Annotated in this window: 13 protein-coding genes; 10 read left to right on the top strand and 3 right to left on the bottom strand. The window is 45.7% G+C overall.

Annotated features, from left to right (window positions below; genetic code table 11):
• The first annotated feature begins 7 nt into the window (after nucleotides 1-7).
• Complete coding sequence (locus FHW88_RS04350) at nucleotides 8-1,738, top strand: RagB/SusD family nutrient uptake outer membrane protein (RefSeq protein WP_176623418.1); 1,731 nt, start codon at nucleotides 8-10, stop codon at nucleotides 1,736-1,738.
• 63 nt (nucleotides 1,739-1,801) lie between these two features.
• Here FHW88_RS04350 and FHW88_RS04355 read toward each other — a convergent pair whose 3' ends face one another.
• On the bottom strand, nucleotides 1,802-3,436 hold the full coding sequence (locus tag FHW88_RS04355) for a DUF6377 domain-containing protein (RefSeq protein ID WP_176623420.1): 1,635 nt from the start codon (nucleotides 3,434-3,436) through the stop codon (nucleotides 1,802-1,804).
• 389 nt (nucleotides 3,437-3,825) lie between these two features.
• Between FHW88_RS04355 and FHW88_RS04360 the strand changes: the two genes are divergently transcribed.
• Nucleotides 3,826-5,991: a TIM-barrel domain-containing protein gene (locus FHW88_RS04360; protein ID WP_176623421.1), complete on the top strand. Its 2,166-nt coding sequence runs from the start codon at nucleotides 3,826-3,828 to the stop codon at nucleotides 5,989-5,991.
• Between the two features lie 134 nt (nucleotides 5,992-6,125).
• On the opposite strand, the gene FHW88_RS04365 is transcribed toward FHW88_RS04360, so the two are convergent.
• Together FHW88_RS04365 and FHW88_RS04370 are read right to left on the bottom strand one after the other, a co-directional pair.
• The gene (locus FHW88_RS04365) at nucleotides 6,126-7,043 is read right to left on the bottom strand and encodes a helix-turn-helix domain-containing protein (RefSeq protein WP_090523918.1); all 918 of its coding nucleotides are present in this window, start codon (nucleotides 7,041-7,043) and stop codon (nucleotides 6,126-6,128) included.
• A 62-nt stretch (nucleotides 7,044-7,105) separates the two neighbouring features.
• Complete coding sequence (locus tag FHW88_RS04370) at nucleotides 7,106-7,933, bottom strand: SDR family NAD(P)-dependent oxidoreductase (protein WP_176623423.1); 828 nt, start codon at nucleotides 7,931-7,933, stop codon at nucleotides 7,106-7,108.
• Between the two features lie 516 nt (nucleotides 7,934-8,449).
• Between FHW88_RS04370 and FHW88_RS04375 the strand changes: the two genes are divergently transcribed.
• The 8 genes from FHW88_RS04375 (at nucleotide 8,450) to FHW88_RS04410 (ending at nucleotide 17,882) form a co-directional block, all read left to right on the top strand.
• Nucleotides 8,450-8,626 carry a hypothetical protein gene (locus FHW88_RS04375; protein WP_175489886.1) on the top strand — a complete coding sequence of 59 codons (177 nt, stop codon included), beginning with the start codon at nucleotides 8,450-8,452 and terminating at the stop codon, nucleotides 8,624-8,626.
• On the top strand, nucleotides 8,623-8,820 hold the full coding sequence (locus FHW88_RS04380; RefSeq protein WP_090523922.1) for a hypothetical protein: 198 nt from the start codon (nucleotides 8,623-8,625) through the stop codon (nucleotides 8,818-8,820). Before FHW88_RS04375 ends, FHW88_RS04380 begins: the two co-directional genes overlap by 4 nt.
• Nucleotides 8,813-9,778: a sterol desaturase family protein gene (locus FHW88_RS04385; protein ID WP_176623425.1), complete on the top strand. Its 966-nt coding sequence runs from the start codon at nucleotides 8,813-8,815 to the stop codon at nucleotides 9,776-9,778. Before FHW88_RS04380 ends, FHW88_RS04385 begins: the two co-directional genes overlap by 8 nt.
• Complete coding sequence (locus FHW88_RS04390; protein ID WP_176623427.1) at nucleotides 9,778-10,920, top strand: formylglycine-generating enzyme family protein; 1,143 nt, start codon at nucleotides 9,778-9,780, stop codon at nucleotides 10,918-10,920. Before FHW88_RS04385 ends, FHW88_RS04390 begins: the two co-directional genes overlap by 1 nt.
• 194 nt (nucleotides 10,921-11,114) lie before the next feature.
• Entirely contained in the window at nucleotides 11,115-11,291 is a 177-nt protein-coding gene (locus FHW88_RS04395; RefSeq protein ID WP_176623429.1) for a hypothetical protein, read from the top strand.
• Nucleotides 11,288-14,377 carry a SusC/RagA family TonB-linked outer membrane protein gene (locus FHW88_RS04400; RefSeq protein WP_176623431.1) on the top strand — a complete coding sequence of 1,030 codons (3,090 nt, stop codon included), beginning with the start codon at nucleotides 11,288-11,290 and terminating at the stop codon, nucleotides 14,375-14,377. The genes FHW88_RS04395 and FHW88_RS04400 overlap by 4 nt, the downstream gene beginning before the upstream one ends.
• A 24-nt stretch (nucleotides 14,378-14,401) precedes the next feature.
• Nucleotides 14,402-15,958 carry a RagB/SusD family nutrient uptake outer membrane protein gene (locus FHW88_RS04405; RefSeq protein WP_176623433.1) on the top strand — a complete coding sequence of 519 codons (1,557 nt, stop codon included), beginning with the start codon at nucleotides 14,402-14,404 and terminating at the stop codon, nucleotides 15,956-15,958.
• 88 nt (nucleotides 15,959-16,046) lie between these two features.
• On the top strand, nucleotides 16,047-17,882 hold the full coding sequence (locus FHW88_RS04410; protein ID WP_176623435.1) for an arylsulfatase: 1,836 nt from the start codon (nucleotides 16,047-16,049) through the stop codon (nucleotides 17,880-17,882).
• Nucleotides 17,883-17,909: the final 27 nt, after the last annotated feature.

The raw sequence follows: 17,909 nt of genomic DNA on the forward strand, positions 1-17,909 counted from the left end.
AAAAGACATGAAAAAATATAAAGTATATATCAGCGGTATTTTACTGTCGGCCATGCTGACTGCCAGCTGTACAAAACTCGACGAGCACGTGTATGATAAGGTAGATGCCGCGAGTTTTTTGAGCAGGAGGGATGATGTGATCAGGGATTTTTTACGCCCATTTGAACACGCGTACTGGAGTATCCAGGGCAACGATGTTTATGCTGCAGGCGAAGATTGTACCGACGAAATGGCTACCTACAACCGCCAGGGCGATTGGCAGGATGGTGGCTACTATCAGCGTATGCATTACCATACCTGGACTATTACAGATGGCTTTACAAGCGGTGCATGGACAAACTTTTACCAGGGCATTGTGCTGGCAACCAACTCGCTTACCGATATGGAAGGCATCAAAGACCCGGCAAAACTCAGTGTTACCGATGCAGAATTAACCGATTTTAAATCAGAACTGCATACCTTACGGGCTTGGTTTTATTTACGGGCATTTGATTTTTATCGCAATATTGAAATTGTTACCGATGTAAAAACAGCTACACACGGTAACCCGCAATCTACCCCGCAGGAAATGTTTAATTACATCGAATCGGAATTGAAAGGCGCTATCGATGGATTGCCCACCCGGCAACAGCTTGGAGCAGCAGGTATAGGGCGCTGGACCAAAGCTGGTGCTGCATCATTGCTGGCCCGACTTTATCTCAACGCCAAAGTTTATACCGGTACCGATAAATATGCCGAATGCGAAGCTGTTTGCCGTGACATCATTAGCGGTAAATATGGCGCTTATCAACTTGATACGCGATGGGATGCCCCTTTCGATTATACCAACACCACATTAAACTCGGAAGTGATCTACGGTTTTCCAGGCTCACTGGCGCGCACACACTGGCAGTACGATGGCGGGATGTTTTTTTGGGGAATGACTTACGACGCAGCTCCGCTATACTGCGGATTTACAGATTTCGGGCAGGCTAACCCGCGCTATGCATTACAACCCGGGCACGATATAGATAGCGTTGAGTACGCTTTCCAGTTGGGCAAACCTTATGTTAAATTTCATAAATACCCCGATGACCTGCGGTTAAAGAAATATAAAAACCTGGGCAACAGTACTCGCGAGGGTATGTTTTTATATGGCTATCTGCCTTATACGCATTTGGTAAACGGTGTAAGCCGTACCGATACTGTTAAAGGCAATAAAGGCCCTTATCCACTTTACATCCGCGACCAGGTGGGAATGTTCCTCGGCGCAAAACCGGGAACCAAAATTGCAGATAAGGAGTCGGATATGAATCATGCCGACCATAACTCAGGCATTTTCATGGTGAAATATCCTATTTATCCAACACCAGATCCTAACAGGATCACTTCAGCTTACGCAGAGATCAGGTTATCAGAAATTTATTATACCCTGGCCGAGTGCCGTTATAGGGCGGGTGATAAAGCCAGTGCCGCCAATTATCTGAACCAGGTAAGGCGACGCAACTATCCTGATGGGTCTTCAAGCCTTTATAAACCGGATGGTAGCCAGCTCACCGACCAGGAAATGCTTGACGAGTGGGGCCGGGAATTTCTTGGTGAAAACCGGAGACGTACCGACCTGATCCGTTGGGGAGTGTTCAACACCGGTACCTGGTGGGATAAGAAACCTGATGGAGACAAGCATACCGAGATATTTCCTATCGGGCGGGATATTATGAACGTTAATCCGCAATTCAAACAAAACCCCGGCTATTAAGCGGTTGGTTTAACCCATAGCCACCGGATATTTCAGGATCCGGTGGCTGTTTGCTTTGGCACCTTAGGTCAATAACGATGCACCGACAGGTTGCAGATCATCTATAAATTTGATCTCCATTATTTTTCGCTCAAAATCCTCGGCAGGTACCATTGCCTTCACTTTTACCCGGTTTTTGTAGGTGTACACCGTGCTTACGCTATAATCAAGTATTTGGGCAATAGTTTCTAATTCGCTTACCCCCAGGCGCATCAAAGCAAAGATCCGGAGGGTGGCATTCAACATTTCACCGCTTTTAGGCCAGATCTGGTCTTCGGTTTTTAACAGGGCATTGAAAGATGTTATAAAATTGGGGAAGAGCGTTAAAAACATGGTATCCAGAGTGTCATACAATTGATCTTTTTCTTTGTCTACCTGTACTTTATCAAGCACGGCGTTGGCTTCATTGTATTTGCCAAGCTTAATGTTGTGCTGCGTACGGCGTTTAACTTTATCAAGTGTTTCGATATAAGATGAACAGGTTTTAAAAAACAAGCCAATAAATTCTTCTTTAATTCGTGATGATTCCCAGAGCTTGCCGTTAATGCTTTTTAGGTCGCTGTTAATTTCCTTAATTACACGCTCGTTATTTTTAATGCGTTCAATCTGCTTCCGGTAAATCACCAATAAAAAGAAAAGTACTACTGCAACAATCAAAAATATCAGGAAGCCTATTAGTAATTTATCCCTTTCGTGTTGTTTCTGGTCGATAACCTTACCGGCAACAAGTGGTAATATGGATTCTATCTGCACCTCCCGGCTCCGGGCTCCGTAAAACTTTGCATTTTTTACAGCGTGCTGCATCATAATATATGCGTCTTCGGTTTTGCTCCGCTTAAACAGTTCCTGCCCCAGCAGAAATATCGCCAGTGTTTCTTTGGTTGACGATCGAATATCGTTTATCGCGGCAAGTGCCAGGAACAAGATCCGGTTATCGCCGGTGTAGGCAAAACTGAGCCTGGTGGCAACCATCGCCACTTTGTGTTCGGGCAGGTCCTTACTAATGATAAAGTTATAGTAAAAATCGGGGGTTAGTTTTTTGTCCCTGATCGAGTCGGGTTGAAATGCCATGTTGATGGTTTTTTCAAACTCATTTGATGGCGTTGCGACCTCGGCATTTTTAAAATCTTCTTCAGATCGCTGGCGATAGATCTTCGAGAAATAAGCGTCATCATCATAATCACCAATCCCCGCGTTTAGCCTTGCGCGGAGGTTAAAATAATCTGCTTTCAACGAATCGGATAAGCCATGAATATTAATGGCCTCAACAGCATCAAAAGCCTCTTTATAAAAACCGGAGTTAAGCAACGTGCTGCCGAGCTGTACCTGGCTCCTGATTAGTTTGTTGGTATTGTTAAACTTTTCTGAAAGGGTGATCATCTTCCTCGCGTACATAAATGCCGAATCAAACTTAAAGGAATGGTATTCATCAAAAATCTGGCTGCAAAGGGCGTATTGGGCATTAAAGTTCTTTTTGTCGCTGAGGTTAAGCTGAATGCGGAGCTGTTTTATGCGGTCTTCTTTTTTAAGATCGTACGAGTTCTCTTTTTCGAGTTCAGATTTCAGAACAGCTAATATTTTATCAGATCTCAGTTCCTGCGAATAACAGCGAACTACCAGGGATAATGAGATAATAACAAGCAGTAAATTTTTCTTCATTTTCAACTATATAAATTTGAATGATTTCGGCAGATGTTGTGTTTGCATGATAATATACTAAGGCGGCAAAAACCAATTTCGAAAACAAAAGAGGGATGCTTTATGCAAACGGGGATAAAATTACATCTAAAATTTACAAGCTCTGTTTTAAGGAAAGGGATATTCGCTCGAAAAACGCGGTTTTTTAAGCTATGCATTGGCTGGTTGCGCGATTTTTATGAGATTTTTTTCATGCGGGTTCTATTTAAATGGCTGAATATTAAATTGTTGATTAAATATGTCGCTGGATTTTTCGACCTGTAGAAACAACTTGTTGCTCATGGTGCTGGCTTCATGTTTTACTTTGATCCTGTAATGTTCAGGATTAAAATCATCAACTAAAACTTTATATGACAACCTCTATCAGGTATTATCTGATTCTCTTTTTTCTGCTGATCTTTTCTTCGGTCGATGCAAAAAATATCCCTATCCGGCAATCGGGCCTCATCGGCAAATCCATTGTCGAATTTGTTCCTGAAGGTTTCAATCAATCTAAAGTTCCATCTCTGATGCTCCAAAGGGAACCTTCTATTAAAAAAGCTGTTCCGGCAGGATGGCGTATTTTTCCTGAGTTTAATTTGAATGAGGGGAAGGCAAGCGCCGTTGTTCATTTGGAGGGCGACATTAGCCTATATGGCGGCGGAGAAGTCACTGGCCCGCTATTAAGGAACGGCCAAACTATAAAACTTTGGAATACAGATAACGGTGCTTATGGCACAGATAATGGAAAACGCCTTTATCAAACCCATCCCTGGGTAATGGGTGTACGGAAAGACGGCACCGCATTCGGAATTCTTTTTGATAGCTATTGGAAAGCAGAACTGAAAACGGATTCGAAAGAAATAGCCTACAATACCGAAGGTCCGTTATTTCGTGTCTTTGTGATCGATCGTCAATCACCGCAAGAGGTGGTTAAGGGGCTGGCCGAAATGACCGGCACTATAGAAATGCCGCCAAGGTGGGCTTTAGGTTATCAGCAGTGCCGTTTTTCATACGTTTCAGAGCAGCGTGTGAGGGAAATAGCCAACACCTTCAGGGAAAAGCAAATACCTTGCGATGCCATTTGGATGGATATTGATTACATGGAAGGTTTCCGTGTTTTTACCTTCAATAAAAATAATTTTCCAAATCCTAAGCAACTGAACGATGATCTGCATGCCAAAGGTTTTCATTCTGTTTTTATGATAGATCCAGGTGTTAAGGCTGATAGTTCATATGCGGTTTATCAATCCGGATCAGCCAACGATATTTGGGTTAAAGACGCTGGCGGTCGGGAATATCACGGCAAAGTTTGGCCTGGCGATTGTGCTTTCCCTGATTTTACCATGCCTGCAGCGCGTAGCTGGTGGGCGGATTTGTATCATCAATTTATGGCTACCGGGGTTGATGGCGTATGGAACGACATGAACGAGCCGGCAGTAAATGACGAGGCTTTACCGAAAGAGCAGAGATTAGGTACCATGCCTTATAATAACCAACACAGGGGTGGAGATGCACTCCCCGCCGGGCCGCATTTGTTATACCATAATGCTTATGGGCGGTTGATGGTTCAGGCTACCCGGCAGGGCGTGATGGAGGCCAATCCAAATAAGCGGCCGTTTATTTTAACAAGAGCCAATTTGTTGGGTGGCCAGCGCTTCGCCGCAACCTGGACGGGAGATAATTTAGCCGACGAACGGTTTATGAAAGTATCAGTACCGATGTCCCTTACCCTTGGTTTGTCAGGTCAGCCTTTCAGTGGGCCCGATATTGGTGGCTTTTTGGGTAATACCAGTCCTGATCTGTGGGCCAAATGGCTCGGCTTCGGTGTGTTTTTGCCGTTTGCCCGCGGGCACGCCTGCGCAGGTACTAATAACAAAGAGCCATGGGCATTTGGCGATGCCGTTGAAACAACTTCGAAGATCGCAATTAGTCGTCGGTATCGCTTATTGCCATTGTTTTATACGCTGTTTTACAATGCCCACAAAACCGGCTTGCCGGTAATGCAACCATCCTTTTTTGCCGATCCGAAAGATTTAAGTTTAAGAAGTGAAGAGCAGTCATTTTTATTAGGCAACAACCTTCTGGTAGTTCCATCTTTTGCTAAAGATATCAAACTGCCTGCCGGAAAATGGGAGAAGGTAACGCTTGTTGATGGCGAAGAATCAGATCCTTATCAGGCTAAATTATTGCTGAAAAGCGGTGCTATTATTCCTGCCGGAAACGTTATCCAAAATACAGGCGAGAAATCGTTGAACACTTTAACGCTATATATTAATCCAGATGCAAAAGGCAACGCTACGGGCGAACTTTACTGGGATAGGGGCGAAGGTTGGGAATTTAAGAAAAAGCAGTACAGCAAAATCAAATTCAAGGCAACAAAAAGCGGCCACGAAATCATGTTGCGTGTGGTTGCCCGGGAGGGCAATTATCCCATTAATAAGGAGGTTGCCCATTTAAAAGTTGTCGTTCTTAAAGATGGCAAAGAATATTTTGGCGCAGGTAATTTGAAAAAGGGCGTTTCTGTGCAAATGTAAACGTTTCTGGCGACTGCAAACCCCGGTAGTTCAAGTTGCGGAACAACCGGCAATTCTGGCAGCTGCAAAAAACGGGTCAACTGTTATCTGCCAAACGTTTAATTATTAAAATGATAGCGGATAACAGTAAGTTGTCAATTAAAAGATTTCCTGAATTCCAGCGGCGAGAGATTCGTCCTGGTCTTAAATAGCTTACTGAACGACTGTGAATGCTCAAAACCTAAAGCATAGGCCACCTCGCTGACCGACAGGTTGGTGGTGGACAATTTTTCCTTCGCTTTTTCAATGAGATGGTCATGAATGTGCTGCTGGGCGCTTTGCCCGGTCAGTGATCGCAGCATGTCACTCAGGTAGTTAGGCGAAAGGTTCAGTTTTTCGGCCAGGTAAGCAACGGTAGGAATGCCGCGGCTCAACGTCAGTTCATTATTGAAATACGCGTCCAGTGTTTCCTCCAACCGTTGCAGGATATCGGTGCTGGCCGCTTTGCGCGTCAGGAACTGCCGCTTATAAAAACGGTTGGCATAACTGAGCAGCAGTTCAATCTGGGAGATCATCACCTCCTGGCTGAAGTCGTCGATCCGGCCGTCGAGTTCCTTTTCCATAAAGCTAAAGATAGCCAGGACCGTGTTTTTTTCTTCTTCCGAGAGATGCAGTGTTTCGTTGGTGCTGTAGGAAAAGAAGCCATATTGCTTGATCTTTTTGGCCAGTGGGTACCCCAAAAAGAAATCCGGGTGGATGATGAGGGTGTACTCTGAGCATACCGTCCCCTCCAGGTCGTTACCGCCGATGATCTGCCCCGGCGCGGCGAATAGCAAACCGCCGTTATCAAAATCATAATAACCCTGGCCATATTTCAACTTACCGCCCAGCCTGGGCTTGTAGGCGATCTTGTAATAGGCCAGCACATGCCGGGTGGGCAATTTGCCTTCCAACAAGGTGTGTGCGCCGTTAATCAGGCTGATCAGTGGGTGTTTAGGCTGCGGCAAGCCGAACATCCGGTGCGCCTCGGTCAGCGACTCCAGTTTCAAGGGCGGGTTCTCATCCTTTTTCATCATAGCTAAGTTAAGGACACCAGGCCGTAATTTGCAGTGGCTGGTGTCCGTATTTTGTAATTTCATTGCGCCGAGCGCGAAACTTCATCCCATGCTTCCCAGGTGGCAATGCGCTCCGTATAAGCAGCTTTCAGGCCGGTGAGGTTGTGGCTACCAAGGTTAAAACGTAGCGGCGGGTTTTCAGAGTCCACCACTTTGAACAGCGCCTGCGGGGTAGCGGCCGGGTTGCCTCTCTCCATGCCTTTTAGTCCCTCCATGAATTTCGCTTTAAAATCGTGGTAGACCGGATTTCCTTCGAAAACCTTCGGGATCTGATCGCTACCAAATTCTGTTGCATATGCGCCCGGTTCAATGATGGTGACTTTGATACCGAACTGCGCCACTTCCAGGGCCAGGCTTTCATGGATCGCTTCAAACGCCCATTTGGACGAGCAGTAATAGCCCAGGATCGGCATGGCCAGATGCCCCAGGTTACTGGAAGTACCCAAAATATGTCCGTAACCTTGCCCACGCAGCAGCGGCAAAGCCGCCTGGATAACACTAACAGGGCCTATCACGTTGGTTTCGTACAGGGCGCGGATATCGCCGGCACTGCCGTCCTCGATCGTCCCGATCAGTGGGTACCCCGCGTTATTCAACACGATGTCCAACCGGCCAAAATGCTCATGCGCTTTATTTACGACTTTTTTAACCTGAGCAGAGTTAGTAACGTCGAGTTCCATTGTCAATACCCGATCGCCATATTGTTCTTTTAATGCAGCGATGCTGCTCAGTTCGCGGGCCGTCGCGGCCACCTGATCTCCGCGCTCCAATGCCGCTTCTGTCCATATACGTCCCAGGCCGCGCGAAGCGCCAGTGATGAACCATATTTTATTCGTTTGCTGTGTCATACTATATTTTATTTGATGAAAGCAAAGTTCGGGGAACAAGCCTTTCGCTTTGTAGCCTAATTACGGTTCTTTGTAGGCTGATCTCTGTATTTGTTGAGGTAATCCGGGACGTAGCCAGAGGTATCTCAAAAAAGCGCCGGGACATCTTTATTTTACCCATAAATTATTATTATATAATTTCTATAGAATTAGTAGTATTTATCAAATCTTTTTTTACATTTGCCTCAGAAAATTAATAACAACAAATTAAAATCTTTAAAAGCACCCACCATGCAACCCGAACTTTTACCTAAATACGGCCTTGCTAATTATCAGTTAACCGCTGTTGCTTTTACTTCCTGTTGTTATTCTTGTTGTTGCTGCTAATCAGTACAAGGGGTAATCCCTCCTCCATAATCGTGCGTTGATCGCACGGTACTCAATTTTTCAATTCATTACATTATTTACCAGGCATTGCTGCTTTATGCGGATTGCTATGCAACGCCTGCATTGTTAATCACTTAATATAAGTTCATTATGACCATTAACGACGTTTCCCTGATTGGGAAAAAGGTGTTGGTAGGCGTTATAGTAACCCTCATACCTTTTGTTATCATTTTCGGCGGGCTGTGGCTTGGCCGTAAGCTATTGGAAAAAGGCCCTGCAACTAAAACAGCGCAAATTGTTCAACCTCAAAACAGTACACCCTCATGAAACTGGATCAATCAACCAAAAAGCAGATTATCAAAAACGCTTCATTGAGCCTGCTGCTTTATATCCTGCCTATCGCGCTCATGTTTGGCACTTTCGCCATCACCGGTCAGCGCCCATGGGAAAAGAAGCAACATCAGCATAAACAGGAAAACACCATAAAAACTAAAACATCAAACTCGCCAGACAATGATTGATCAGATAAAGCAAATAATAGAAAACCTTAACGGCTATGGCTTTTCCGTTTTGGTATTGGTACTCGGTGTATTGGAATTTTCGTTCGGCCTTTATAAAAAGCGCTGGAACAAAAATGAAAAATGGGTTGATATTGCCTGCTTTACCATCCCTAAACTGGTGGTAAAACCATTGGTGGCCTATTACGGATTAAAAGTGCTGCCGGCTGTATTACCAGGATTAAAGAACACCTTTGATTGGGTTCCGTTTTTCTGGGGATTCATCATCATCGCGGTAGCCGATGATCTTACCCAATACTGGTATCATCGTTTACACCATCAGGTGCCCTGGCTATGGCGTTTTCACCGTACACACCACTCGGCATCGTACATGGGTATGGCAATGGCCAGCAGGCAAAATATCATTTATACCATCTTTTTTTCGCAGACCTATTTAACAACAGCTTTGGTTTATCTCGGCTTAGGCATCCCGGCTGTAGTGGTGAAAGGTATTAAAGGTACTATTACCACCCTGGCGCATTCAAGTATTCCCTGGGATAAACCATTTTATCAGTATAAAATATTACACCCCCTGGCCTGGATCCTTGAACGTACCATTTCAACGCCTGCAACGCATCATGCGCACCATGCAGCTACTACCGATGACGGGGTAGGCTATTATAAAGGTAATTTTGGTAATATGTTCTTTTGGTGGGACATTATTTTCGGTACGGCTCATATCTCGCGTCAGTATCCTAAAGCTTATGGTATTTCGCATTATGAAGGTGACCAATGGTATGCACAACTGGCCTGGCCTTTATTTAAATCAAAGATACCCGGAAGTGAACTTGCGGCCGATGGCCCGATGATTAGAGAAGATGTGCCTTTGCAACCTCATCACTTATACCGATCCGATGTTGCAGTGCAGCCCGAAGCTGAACAGGTTGACACAGCATTTCAATTGCAACCTGTAAAAGCATAATGAATAAGATTGTACTTATACTTTTTAGTACCGTATGGTTAGCATCATGTAAACAACCGGCGAAACCAGTGGCGGGTATTGCGGTTGCCACGGTTCCCGGTGCTAAAAAGAAACTTTGCTGCGAATCAAATATTCCCAACAGGTTTAAGGCAGCAGGACTAAACGGTGCGGCGCTTAGTTTGCCTGATACCGGTAATACTCATGCCAGCCATGCGGGGATGGCATGGGTACCAGCTGGAAGTTTCAGAATGGGGGCCGATAACCAGCAGGCTGAGCCTGATGAATACCCCAAACACGATGTAAGTGTCGATGGTTTTTGGATAGATAAAACCGAGGTTACCAATGCCCAGTTCGAAAAATTTGTGAAAGCCACAGGCTATATCACTACAGCCGAGCGTAAGCCCGACTGGAACGAGCTCAAAAAGCAAATGCCCCCGGGTACCGAAAAGCCTGCTGATAGTTTGCTGGTCGCGGCCTCGCTGATATTTGTGCCGGCAAATAAACCGGTTAACCTGAACGATTACAGCCAATGGTGGGCGTGGAAGACAGGTGCCAACTGGAAACATCCACACGGGCCGGGTAGCGATATTAAGGGTAAAGATAATTATCCGGTAGTACAGGTTTCATGGTACGATGCTGTGGCCTACAGCAAATGGGCAGGCAAACGTTTACCAACCGAAGCAGAATGGGAGCGGGCGGCGAGGGGCGGTCTTGAAGATAAGATCTATCCCTGGGGAAATGAAAAAGTGAACGAAGGGCAGCCCAAGGCAAATACCTGGGAGGGAAGTTTCCCCTATAAAAACACTCAGCGCGATCATTACTATTATTTGGCTCCGGTTAGTTCATTTGCGCCCAATGGTTACGGTTTGTATGATATGGCCGGTAATGTATGGGAGTGGTGTGCCGATTTGTACAATAACAACTACTACAAAATAGTAAGCAGCCCGGCGGGAGTTAAAAACCCCAAAGGCGCTTCAAAATCATATGATCCGGATGAGCCTTATGCCACTAAAAGGGTAGTGCGGGGCGGCTCATTTTTGTGTAACGATAGCTACTGCTCCGGCTACCGCGTGTCGCGCAGGATGAAAACTACCGAAGACAGCGGCATGGAGCACCTTGGCTTCCGTTGTGTTAGCAATTAAAAATAATACCCCTAAAATAAATGATTGATCGGCCTGCTTCAACAGGCATAACCAGAAAGGAACATGAAAAAGTAAACAATTACATTCTTCAAATAAGGGAAAAGCAAAGCCTTTCCCTCAGTCATTAAAACAACGAAACAGGGATCGATTGGCGTTGAGCCTGTTTCAATGGTGTCATTTTAATATTCAAATCTATGCAAAATATTGCAAATGCAGGGGTTGGCTATGCGTTGCCTTTTCCGCTGCATGCAGCATTCTTTACGCTGCAAATTATTGAGGATGCATTTCATCCGCAGCAATTATACAGGCCGTTTAATGCGGTTATTGATCAGTCGTCCGGTTTTTCATCTTTTAAAAACCTGTCGACATGAAAAAACTGCTAATAGTCCCCTTCCTGCTGCTTATTGCTTTTCCGTTGTTAACCATCGCGCAGCAAACCCTGCCTACCATCAATTCGCACCTGGTTGGCCGTGTAATTGACAGTACAACCCGCGAACCATTGCCGGGTGCTGTGGTTAAGATTCAGGGTACCACGCACGTAGTTTCAACCGATATTGAAGGTAAATTCAGCTTCATAACCGGCCAGAAATTTCCTTATAAGCTCATCATAACCTTCACCGGCTACGAAAGGAAAGAGTTTATTGCCGATGGTAGCCCGGTTGAAATTAAACTTAAAGATGCCCAGACACAACTAAACCAGGTGGTTGTGGTGGGTTACGGTTCCCAAAAACGTAAGGATATCACCGGTTCGGTAGCTTCTGTTCCGGCCCTCGCTTTGAAGCAGCCGGTTCCCTCGCTCGACAGGGCTTTGCAGGGCTCTGTTTCGGGCATCCAGGTTACACAGGCCACCGGGCAGCCGGGAGCGGGCGTAACCGTACAGATCCGCGGTGTAAACTCCATTAATGCCGTTGCTGAACCGTTGTATATCATTGATGGTTTTCCTACTTCAAACAGCAACTCACTTACTGATGCCGGAGTAACCAATGGTCCGAAGATCAATCCGCTGGCATCTATCAATACTTCGGATATTGAAAGCATTGAGGTTTTAAAGGATGCTTCGGCCACGGCTATTTATGGTACACGCGGTGCAAACGGTGTTATTATCATCACCACTAAAAAAGGTAAAGCCGGTGTATCATCTATCAATTACGATGGCAGTTATGGCAAGCAGGAGGTGATTAAAACCTTGTCGCTGCTTAATACCCCGCAATGGGAAGCCCTGCGTAACGATGCTTTGGTAAACACAGGCAAAACCGCCCAAACTGAAGCGCAGCTTAACCCATATAATGCCAATACCGACTGGCAGGATGCCGCTTTCCGTAAGGGAACTTCGCAAAACCATAGCCTTTCGATATTTTCAGGTACCGAGCGTACAAGGCTTGCCTTTTCAGGTAACTACTTTAAACAGGATGGTATTTTGCAAAACACCAACTTTGAGCGTTACGCCGGCCGTGTGAACGTAGAACACGATTATAACGATAAATTCAAGATCTCTTCATTCATTACCGGTAGCCGTACCACCGCGCAAATTGCCCCTCAAGGTGTGGTGCCTGCCATTTTGCTGATGACGCCTACCACTCCGGTTTACAATGCGGATGGAACGTTCTTTATCAAAAACGTATTTGAGGGTACCTACGGAAACCCCATTAATACACTGTACAATCAAACCAACACAACTACAACAAGCCGCATTTTAGGAAATATAGCAGGCGATTATAAGATCACCGAAAACCTTACTGCAAGGGTATTGGCCGGTGTGGATATCATCGACAATAAGCAAAATCGCTACCTGCCTTCTACCGTTTATGAGGGTTCGGGTTATTCGGGCCTTGGCGAGGTTGGTACGCTAAACTCATTTAACTGGCTTAATGAAAACACGCTTACCTATAACAAAAAGTTTGGTAAACATTCATTAAATGTGCTGGCAGGGTTTACCCAGCAGCAGTTTAAGGCCGAAGGCGCCATAACAGGTTCATCGGGCTTTGTTAGTGATTACGATACCTTTAACAACCTCGGTTCGGGCAGTGTTACTTCGGTATCGGGCAGTGGGTTTGCTATAGCGCCATCTTCATCGTCAAATACCTGGGCTTTAAAATCATACCTGGGTAGGATCAATTATGGTTTTAACAGCAAATACCTGTTAACGTTAACCTTGCGTGCCGATGGTTCATCGAAGTTTGCACCGGGGCATCAGTGGGCATCTTTCCCATCGGCTGCTATTGCCTGGAATGCTTCGAGCGAAGATTTCCTGAAAAATGTAACGGCTATCAGCCAGTTGAAACTGAGGTTGAGTGCCGGCCAAACCGGTAACAGCGATATCCCGGCTTACCAGTCGTACTCGCAGTTAGGTTATTATCGTTACAATTTTGGTAACTCAACAGTTGCTGGTTTCGCGCCAAATAGTTTATACAATCCCAACCTAACCTGGGAGAAAACAAGCCAATATGATTTTGGCTTCGACCTGGGCTTGTTTAAAGACAGGGTTACTGTAACAGCCGATGTATACTACAAGAAAACAACCAACCTGTTGTTGTACCTGCCTTTACCGGCAACAAGCGGTTTAACCATCATTACCAACACTGCTATTACCAACCCGCAGCAGTATGAAAATGTAGGTTCGGTGCAAAACAAGGGTTTTGAATTGGGTATTAACTCGCGCAATATTGTTGGCAGTTTTGTATGGAACACCAACCTGGTATTTGCAGTTAACCGTAATAAAGTGCTGAGCCTTGGCGGTAACGGCGTTAACCAGTTCATCCCAGATTCGTCGCTGCCATCCATCATCAAAGTTGGCGAACCTATAGGTTCATTTATCGGTTACAAAACCAATGGCCTTATCCAGGCCGGCGGACCGGTACTTACCCCGGCTGCCAATACTTCGCCGGGAGGTCAAAACTACCAGGATATTAATGGCGATGGTAAAATAACACAAAGCGGCGACCGGGTGATCCTTGGTAACTCGCAGCCTAAATTTACCGGAGGTATCACTAACACTTTTGCCTATAAAGGCTTTGACTTGAGTGTGTTTTTGCAAGGATCATATGGCAACAAGATCTACAATCAGCAAAGAGGCGTTTTGGAATTAGGAACAGGCTATACCAATGCTACAACTACCTTGCTAAACCGCTGGACACCAACCAACACCAATACCGATGTTCACAGCGCATACCAGGACCCTGCGCCAACTATATCGGATAGATTTGTGGAGAATGGCTCATACCTGCGCCTTAAAAGCCTTGGTTTTGGTTACACTTTTCCGCAGTCGGTACTTTCCAGGTCGCCTATTAAAAAGGTTAGGATCTACCTGAGCGCCCAAAACCTGGCAACCTGGACCAAATATACCGGTTACGACCCCGAAGTGAGCAGCAACGAGCAATCGGCCATTACCTCGGGAGTTGATAACGGTGCTTACCCGAATAATAAATCTGTAATAGTTGGCATAGGAGTTACCCTGTAACGGCTAAACCTTGATTTTTAAGATATGAAGACGAAAAATATTAAATACCTTATTATACTGGTTGCTCTTGCCGCTGTTTCATGCGCCAAACTTAAGGAAGACCCGCGGTCGTTCATCCCGGCAAGTCAGTTTTATAAAACCCAGGCAGACGCCGTGGCAGCAGTCACAGCTGCTTATTCGTTATTGAACGCCGGGGCAAATAGTGTTCAAACACCGTACAACACTCTTTTTAACACGGGTATGAATTTTATGGGCGATGATGAAGGTCCCGGTCCCGGCGCTACCAATGCCGACGTACGCTCACAGTCTGTATTAGGCCATTCAGCTTCCGGCCTAAGGATCCTGCAGATCTGGCAACAGCATTATGCAGCTATTAAAAAGGCTAATATCGCCATTGATACCATTCCTGATATCAAATTTGATGCTACGCTAAATAAAAGGCTTGTTGCCGAGGCGAAGTTTTTGAGGGCGCTGTATTACTTTAACCTGGTACGGCTTTATGGCGATGTGCCTTTGGTATTGCACGATCAAACTTCTATAAACCTGGCCGACTTGCAGTTGCCGCGTACAGCCGCGGCTACCGTGTATGCACAAATAGAAACCGATTTAACTAATGCCGCCGCCGATTTGCCAAATAACTATACCGGTCCGGATGTAGGCAGGGCTACAGCAGGCGCAGCCAACTCCTTACTGGCTAAGGTTTACCTTACCGAACGTAAATGGGATAAGGCTGTGGCACAGGCCGAAGCTGTAATTAATGGCCCATACGGCTATGACCTGTTTGCCAACTATGCCGATGTGTTTTTGCCTGCGACCAAAAATGGAAAGGAGCATATTTTTTCGGCGCAGTTTAAATCAAACTCACAGGGGCAGGGCAACAACCAGGCTCCGCGATCAATATTGAACGGTATCCCGGGTATAGTGGGCAGCTATGCCGATCAGGTGGTGTTTTACCCGGTGCCCGATGCTACCAAACCCGGTGGTGTGGATAAGTTTTTCAGTATTTATAAGTTGTATCCGGCTAATGACAAGCGTAAACGGGTAAGCTTTGTAACACGCTTTCAAAGCCCTACTACCAACCTTTGGTATGGTAAGCTCAATGATGCTACTATTCCCAACGATTCGATCCCCTTCTTTAATAAATATTACGATCCAAGTGTGGCATCTAACGAAGCGGAGTCAGGTGTCAATGTATCTATCATCCGCTTTTCGGATGTGCTGCTGATCCATGCTGAAGCTGAGAATGAATTAAACGGGCCAACAGCCAAAGCATATGCATCCATCAACAGGGTAAGGAAACGTGCCGGGCTGGATGACCTTGCCGGGCTTGATCAGGCTTCATTCCGTAATGCAGTTTATTTGGAGCGCAGACTGGAATTTGTATTTGAATACCAGCGTTGGTTTGATCTGATCCGTGAAAGGGATGCATCGGGTAAAGGCATTCTTGAGGCAAGTCTGCTGAAAGTTGGCAAAACCAATGTAAGCAAAGGCGCGGCTGGCAAATTTTATTTGTTCCCAATACCGCAGCAGGAAATTGACAATAGCAATGGTAAGCTTACGCAAAATCCCGGCTGGCAGTAATCTCAATTAGCATTATACATATTAACCAAAGAAAATGGTCGCTGGGGCGTGAAGTTTCGGTCCGGCTATGCCGAATAAACTATTACCAATGAAAACAAAGAAAATAACATTGCTCCTGTCGCTTGGCTTGCTTGCAGCATTTACAGCCAAAGCACAAAACGGACAAACGCCGGTATTTGGCGGCACGGTGGGCAAAACGCTTGATGATTCGAAGGAGTGGTGGCCTGAGCCTCATAAAGCGCCCACCGGCGCGCCAAACGTATTATGGATCATTTTGGACGACGTGGGCTTTGGTGCTACAAGCACCTTTGGCGGCATCATCAAAACCCCCAATTTTGATACGTTGGCCAATAATGGCTTACGGTATACCAATTTTCACACTGCGGGGATCTGCGCGCCAACGCGATCAGCTTTGTTAACCGGACGTAACCATCATTATGTTCACGAGGGTGGTTTTTCGCATGTAACTTTGTCGGCCGGTTTTCCGGGTTATGATGGCCGCATTCCATCTGATAAGGGGACTATAGCGGAGATCTTGCGCGAGAATGGCTACAACACTTTCGCTGTAGGCAAATATGGGTTAACACCCGATGAGGACGCTACCGATGCGGGACCGTTTGACCGCTGGCCTACGGGTAAAGGTTTTGATCATTTCTTCGGATTTTTAGGATCAGCTACAGATCAGTATAAACCCGATTTGGTGGAGGATAATGCCCATGTAACCCCGGATGGTCGTCACCTCACTGATCAGATCACCGACAAGGCGATATTCTATTTAACCCGCCAGCACAAAGTTGCTCCTGATAAACCATTCTTTTTATACTATGCTCCGGGTGCTACCCACTCGCCGCACCAGGTAGCTACTGAATGGAGTGACTTGTATAAAGGCCAGTTTGACAGCGGCTGGGACGATTTCAGGGAGAAAGTAATCGCAAGGCAAAAACAATTGGGCATTATCCCAGCCTACGCCAAATTGCCCGAGCGTAACTCACGCATCCCAGCCTGGAAATCACTGCCCAATGCCGAGAAGAAACTATATGCCCGCTTCATGGAAGTTTACGCCGGATATTTGACCTATACCGATCATGAGGTTGGCAGGCTCATCAATCACCTGAAACAAAGCGGTCAGTTGGATAATACACTGGTATTTGTGATCATTGGCGATAACGGGGCCAGTAAAGAGGGGACGGTTCACGGTGTTATCAATCCTAAAAAGAACTCAGCTAAACTTGTTGCCGAAGATGCTTATCTGAAAACCAATATTGAAGACATCGACGATATCGGTACACCGCAGGCAAGCACTAACTACCCGCTGGGCTGGGCACAGGCTGCCAATACGCCGTTTAAATACTGGAAACAGGATGCCAACTCTGAAGGCGGTACCCGTAACCCTTTAATTGTTTATTATCCAAAAGGCATTAAAGATAAAGGCACTATCCGCACCCAATACGGGCATGTGATAGACGTATTGCCTACTACCTTGGAATATACCGGCATTAAACTGCCCGAGTATATCCGCGGCATTAAGCAGGATACTTTGCAGGGCACTTCTTTGGTGTATTCTTTTGATCATCCCGAAGCGAAATCAAAACACGTTTTGCAACACTATTACATTTTTGGCTCGAGATCGATTTATAGCGATGGCTGGAAAGCCGAAGCTGCACATCACCCCGATAACGTAGAATTGGGCGATTTTAAAGTTGGCCAAAACGTACCCGATAAAAGCTTTGATGAAGATACCTGGGAATTGTACAACCTGAACGAGGATTTTAACGAGCGCATCGACCTCGCCAAAAAATATCCTGAAAAATTAAAGGAGCTGAAAGCAGTTTTTGAGGCACAAGCTCAAAAAAATAACCTGTATCCGTTTATCGATTGGTATGATGTTTACCACCAGCGCATCCACAAAAACTATAAAAAGTAACCAATGATATAAAAGCTAAAAGCGGAA

It is taken from the genome of Mucilaginibacter sp. SG538B (assembly GCF_013376065.1).
Lineage (GTDB): Bacteria > Bacteroidota > Bacteroidia > Sphingobacteriales > Sphingobacteriaceae > Mucilaginibacter > Mucilaginibacter rubeus.

Coding starts and splice junctions, on each gene's coding strand:
- FHW88_RS04405 (WP_176623433.1), top strand. CDS start 14,402: ATGAAGACGAAAAATATTAAATACCTTATTATACTGGTTGCTCTTGCC.
- FHW88_RS04360 (WP_176623421.1), top strand. CDS start 3,826: ATGACAACCTCTATCAGGTATTATCTGATTCTCTTTTTTCTGCTGATC.
- FHW88_RS04400 (WP_176623431.1), top strand. CDS start 11,288: ATGAAAAAACTGCTAATAGTCCCCTTCCTGCTGCTTATTGCTTTTCCG.
- FHW88_RS04365 (WP_090523918.1), bottom strand. CDS start 7,043: ATGAAAAAGGATGAGAACCCGCCCTTGAAACTGGAGTCGCTGACCGAG.
- FHW88_RS04375 (WP_175489886.1), top strand. CDS start 8,450: ATGACCATTAACGACGTTTCCCTGATTGGGAAAAAGGTGTTGGTAGGC.
- FHW88_RS04355 (WP_176623420.1), bottom strand. CDS start 3,436: ATGAAGAAAAATTTACTGCTTGTTATTATCTCATTATCCCTGGTAGTT.
- FHW88_RS04395 (WP_176623429.1), top strand. CDS start 11,115: ATGCAAAATATTGCAAATGCAGGGGTTGGCTATGCGTTGCCTTTTCCG.
- FHW88_RS04350 (WP_176623418.1), top strand. CDS start 8: ATGAAAAAATATAAAGTATATATCAGCGGTATTTTACTGTCGGCCATG.
- FHW88_RS04390 (WP_176623427.1), top strand. CDS start 9,778: ATGAATAAGATTGTACTTATACTTTTTAGTACCGTATGGTTAGCATCA.
- FHW88_RS04410 (WP_176623435.1), top strand. CDS start 16,047: ATGAAAACAAAGAAAATAACATTGCTCCTGTCGCTTGGCTTGCTTGCA.
- FHW88_RS04380 (WP_090523922.1), top strand. CDS start 8,623: ATGAAACTGGATCAATCAACCAAAAAGCAGATTATCAAAAACGCTTCA.
- FHW88_RS04370 (WP_176623423.1), bottom strand. CDS start 7,933: ATGACACAGCAAACGAATAAAATATGGTTCATCACTGGCGCTTCGCGC.
- FHW88_RS04385 (WP_176623425.1), top strand. CDS start 8,813: ATGATTGATCAGATAAAGCAAATAATAGAAAACCTTAACGGCTATGGC.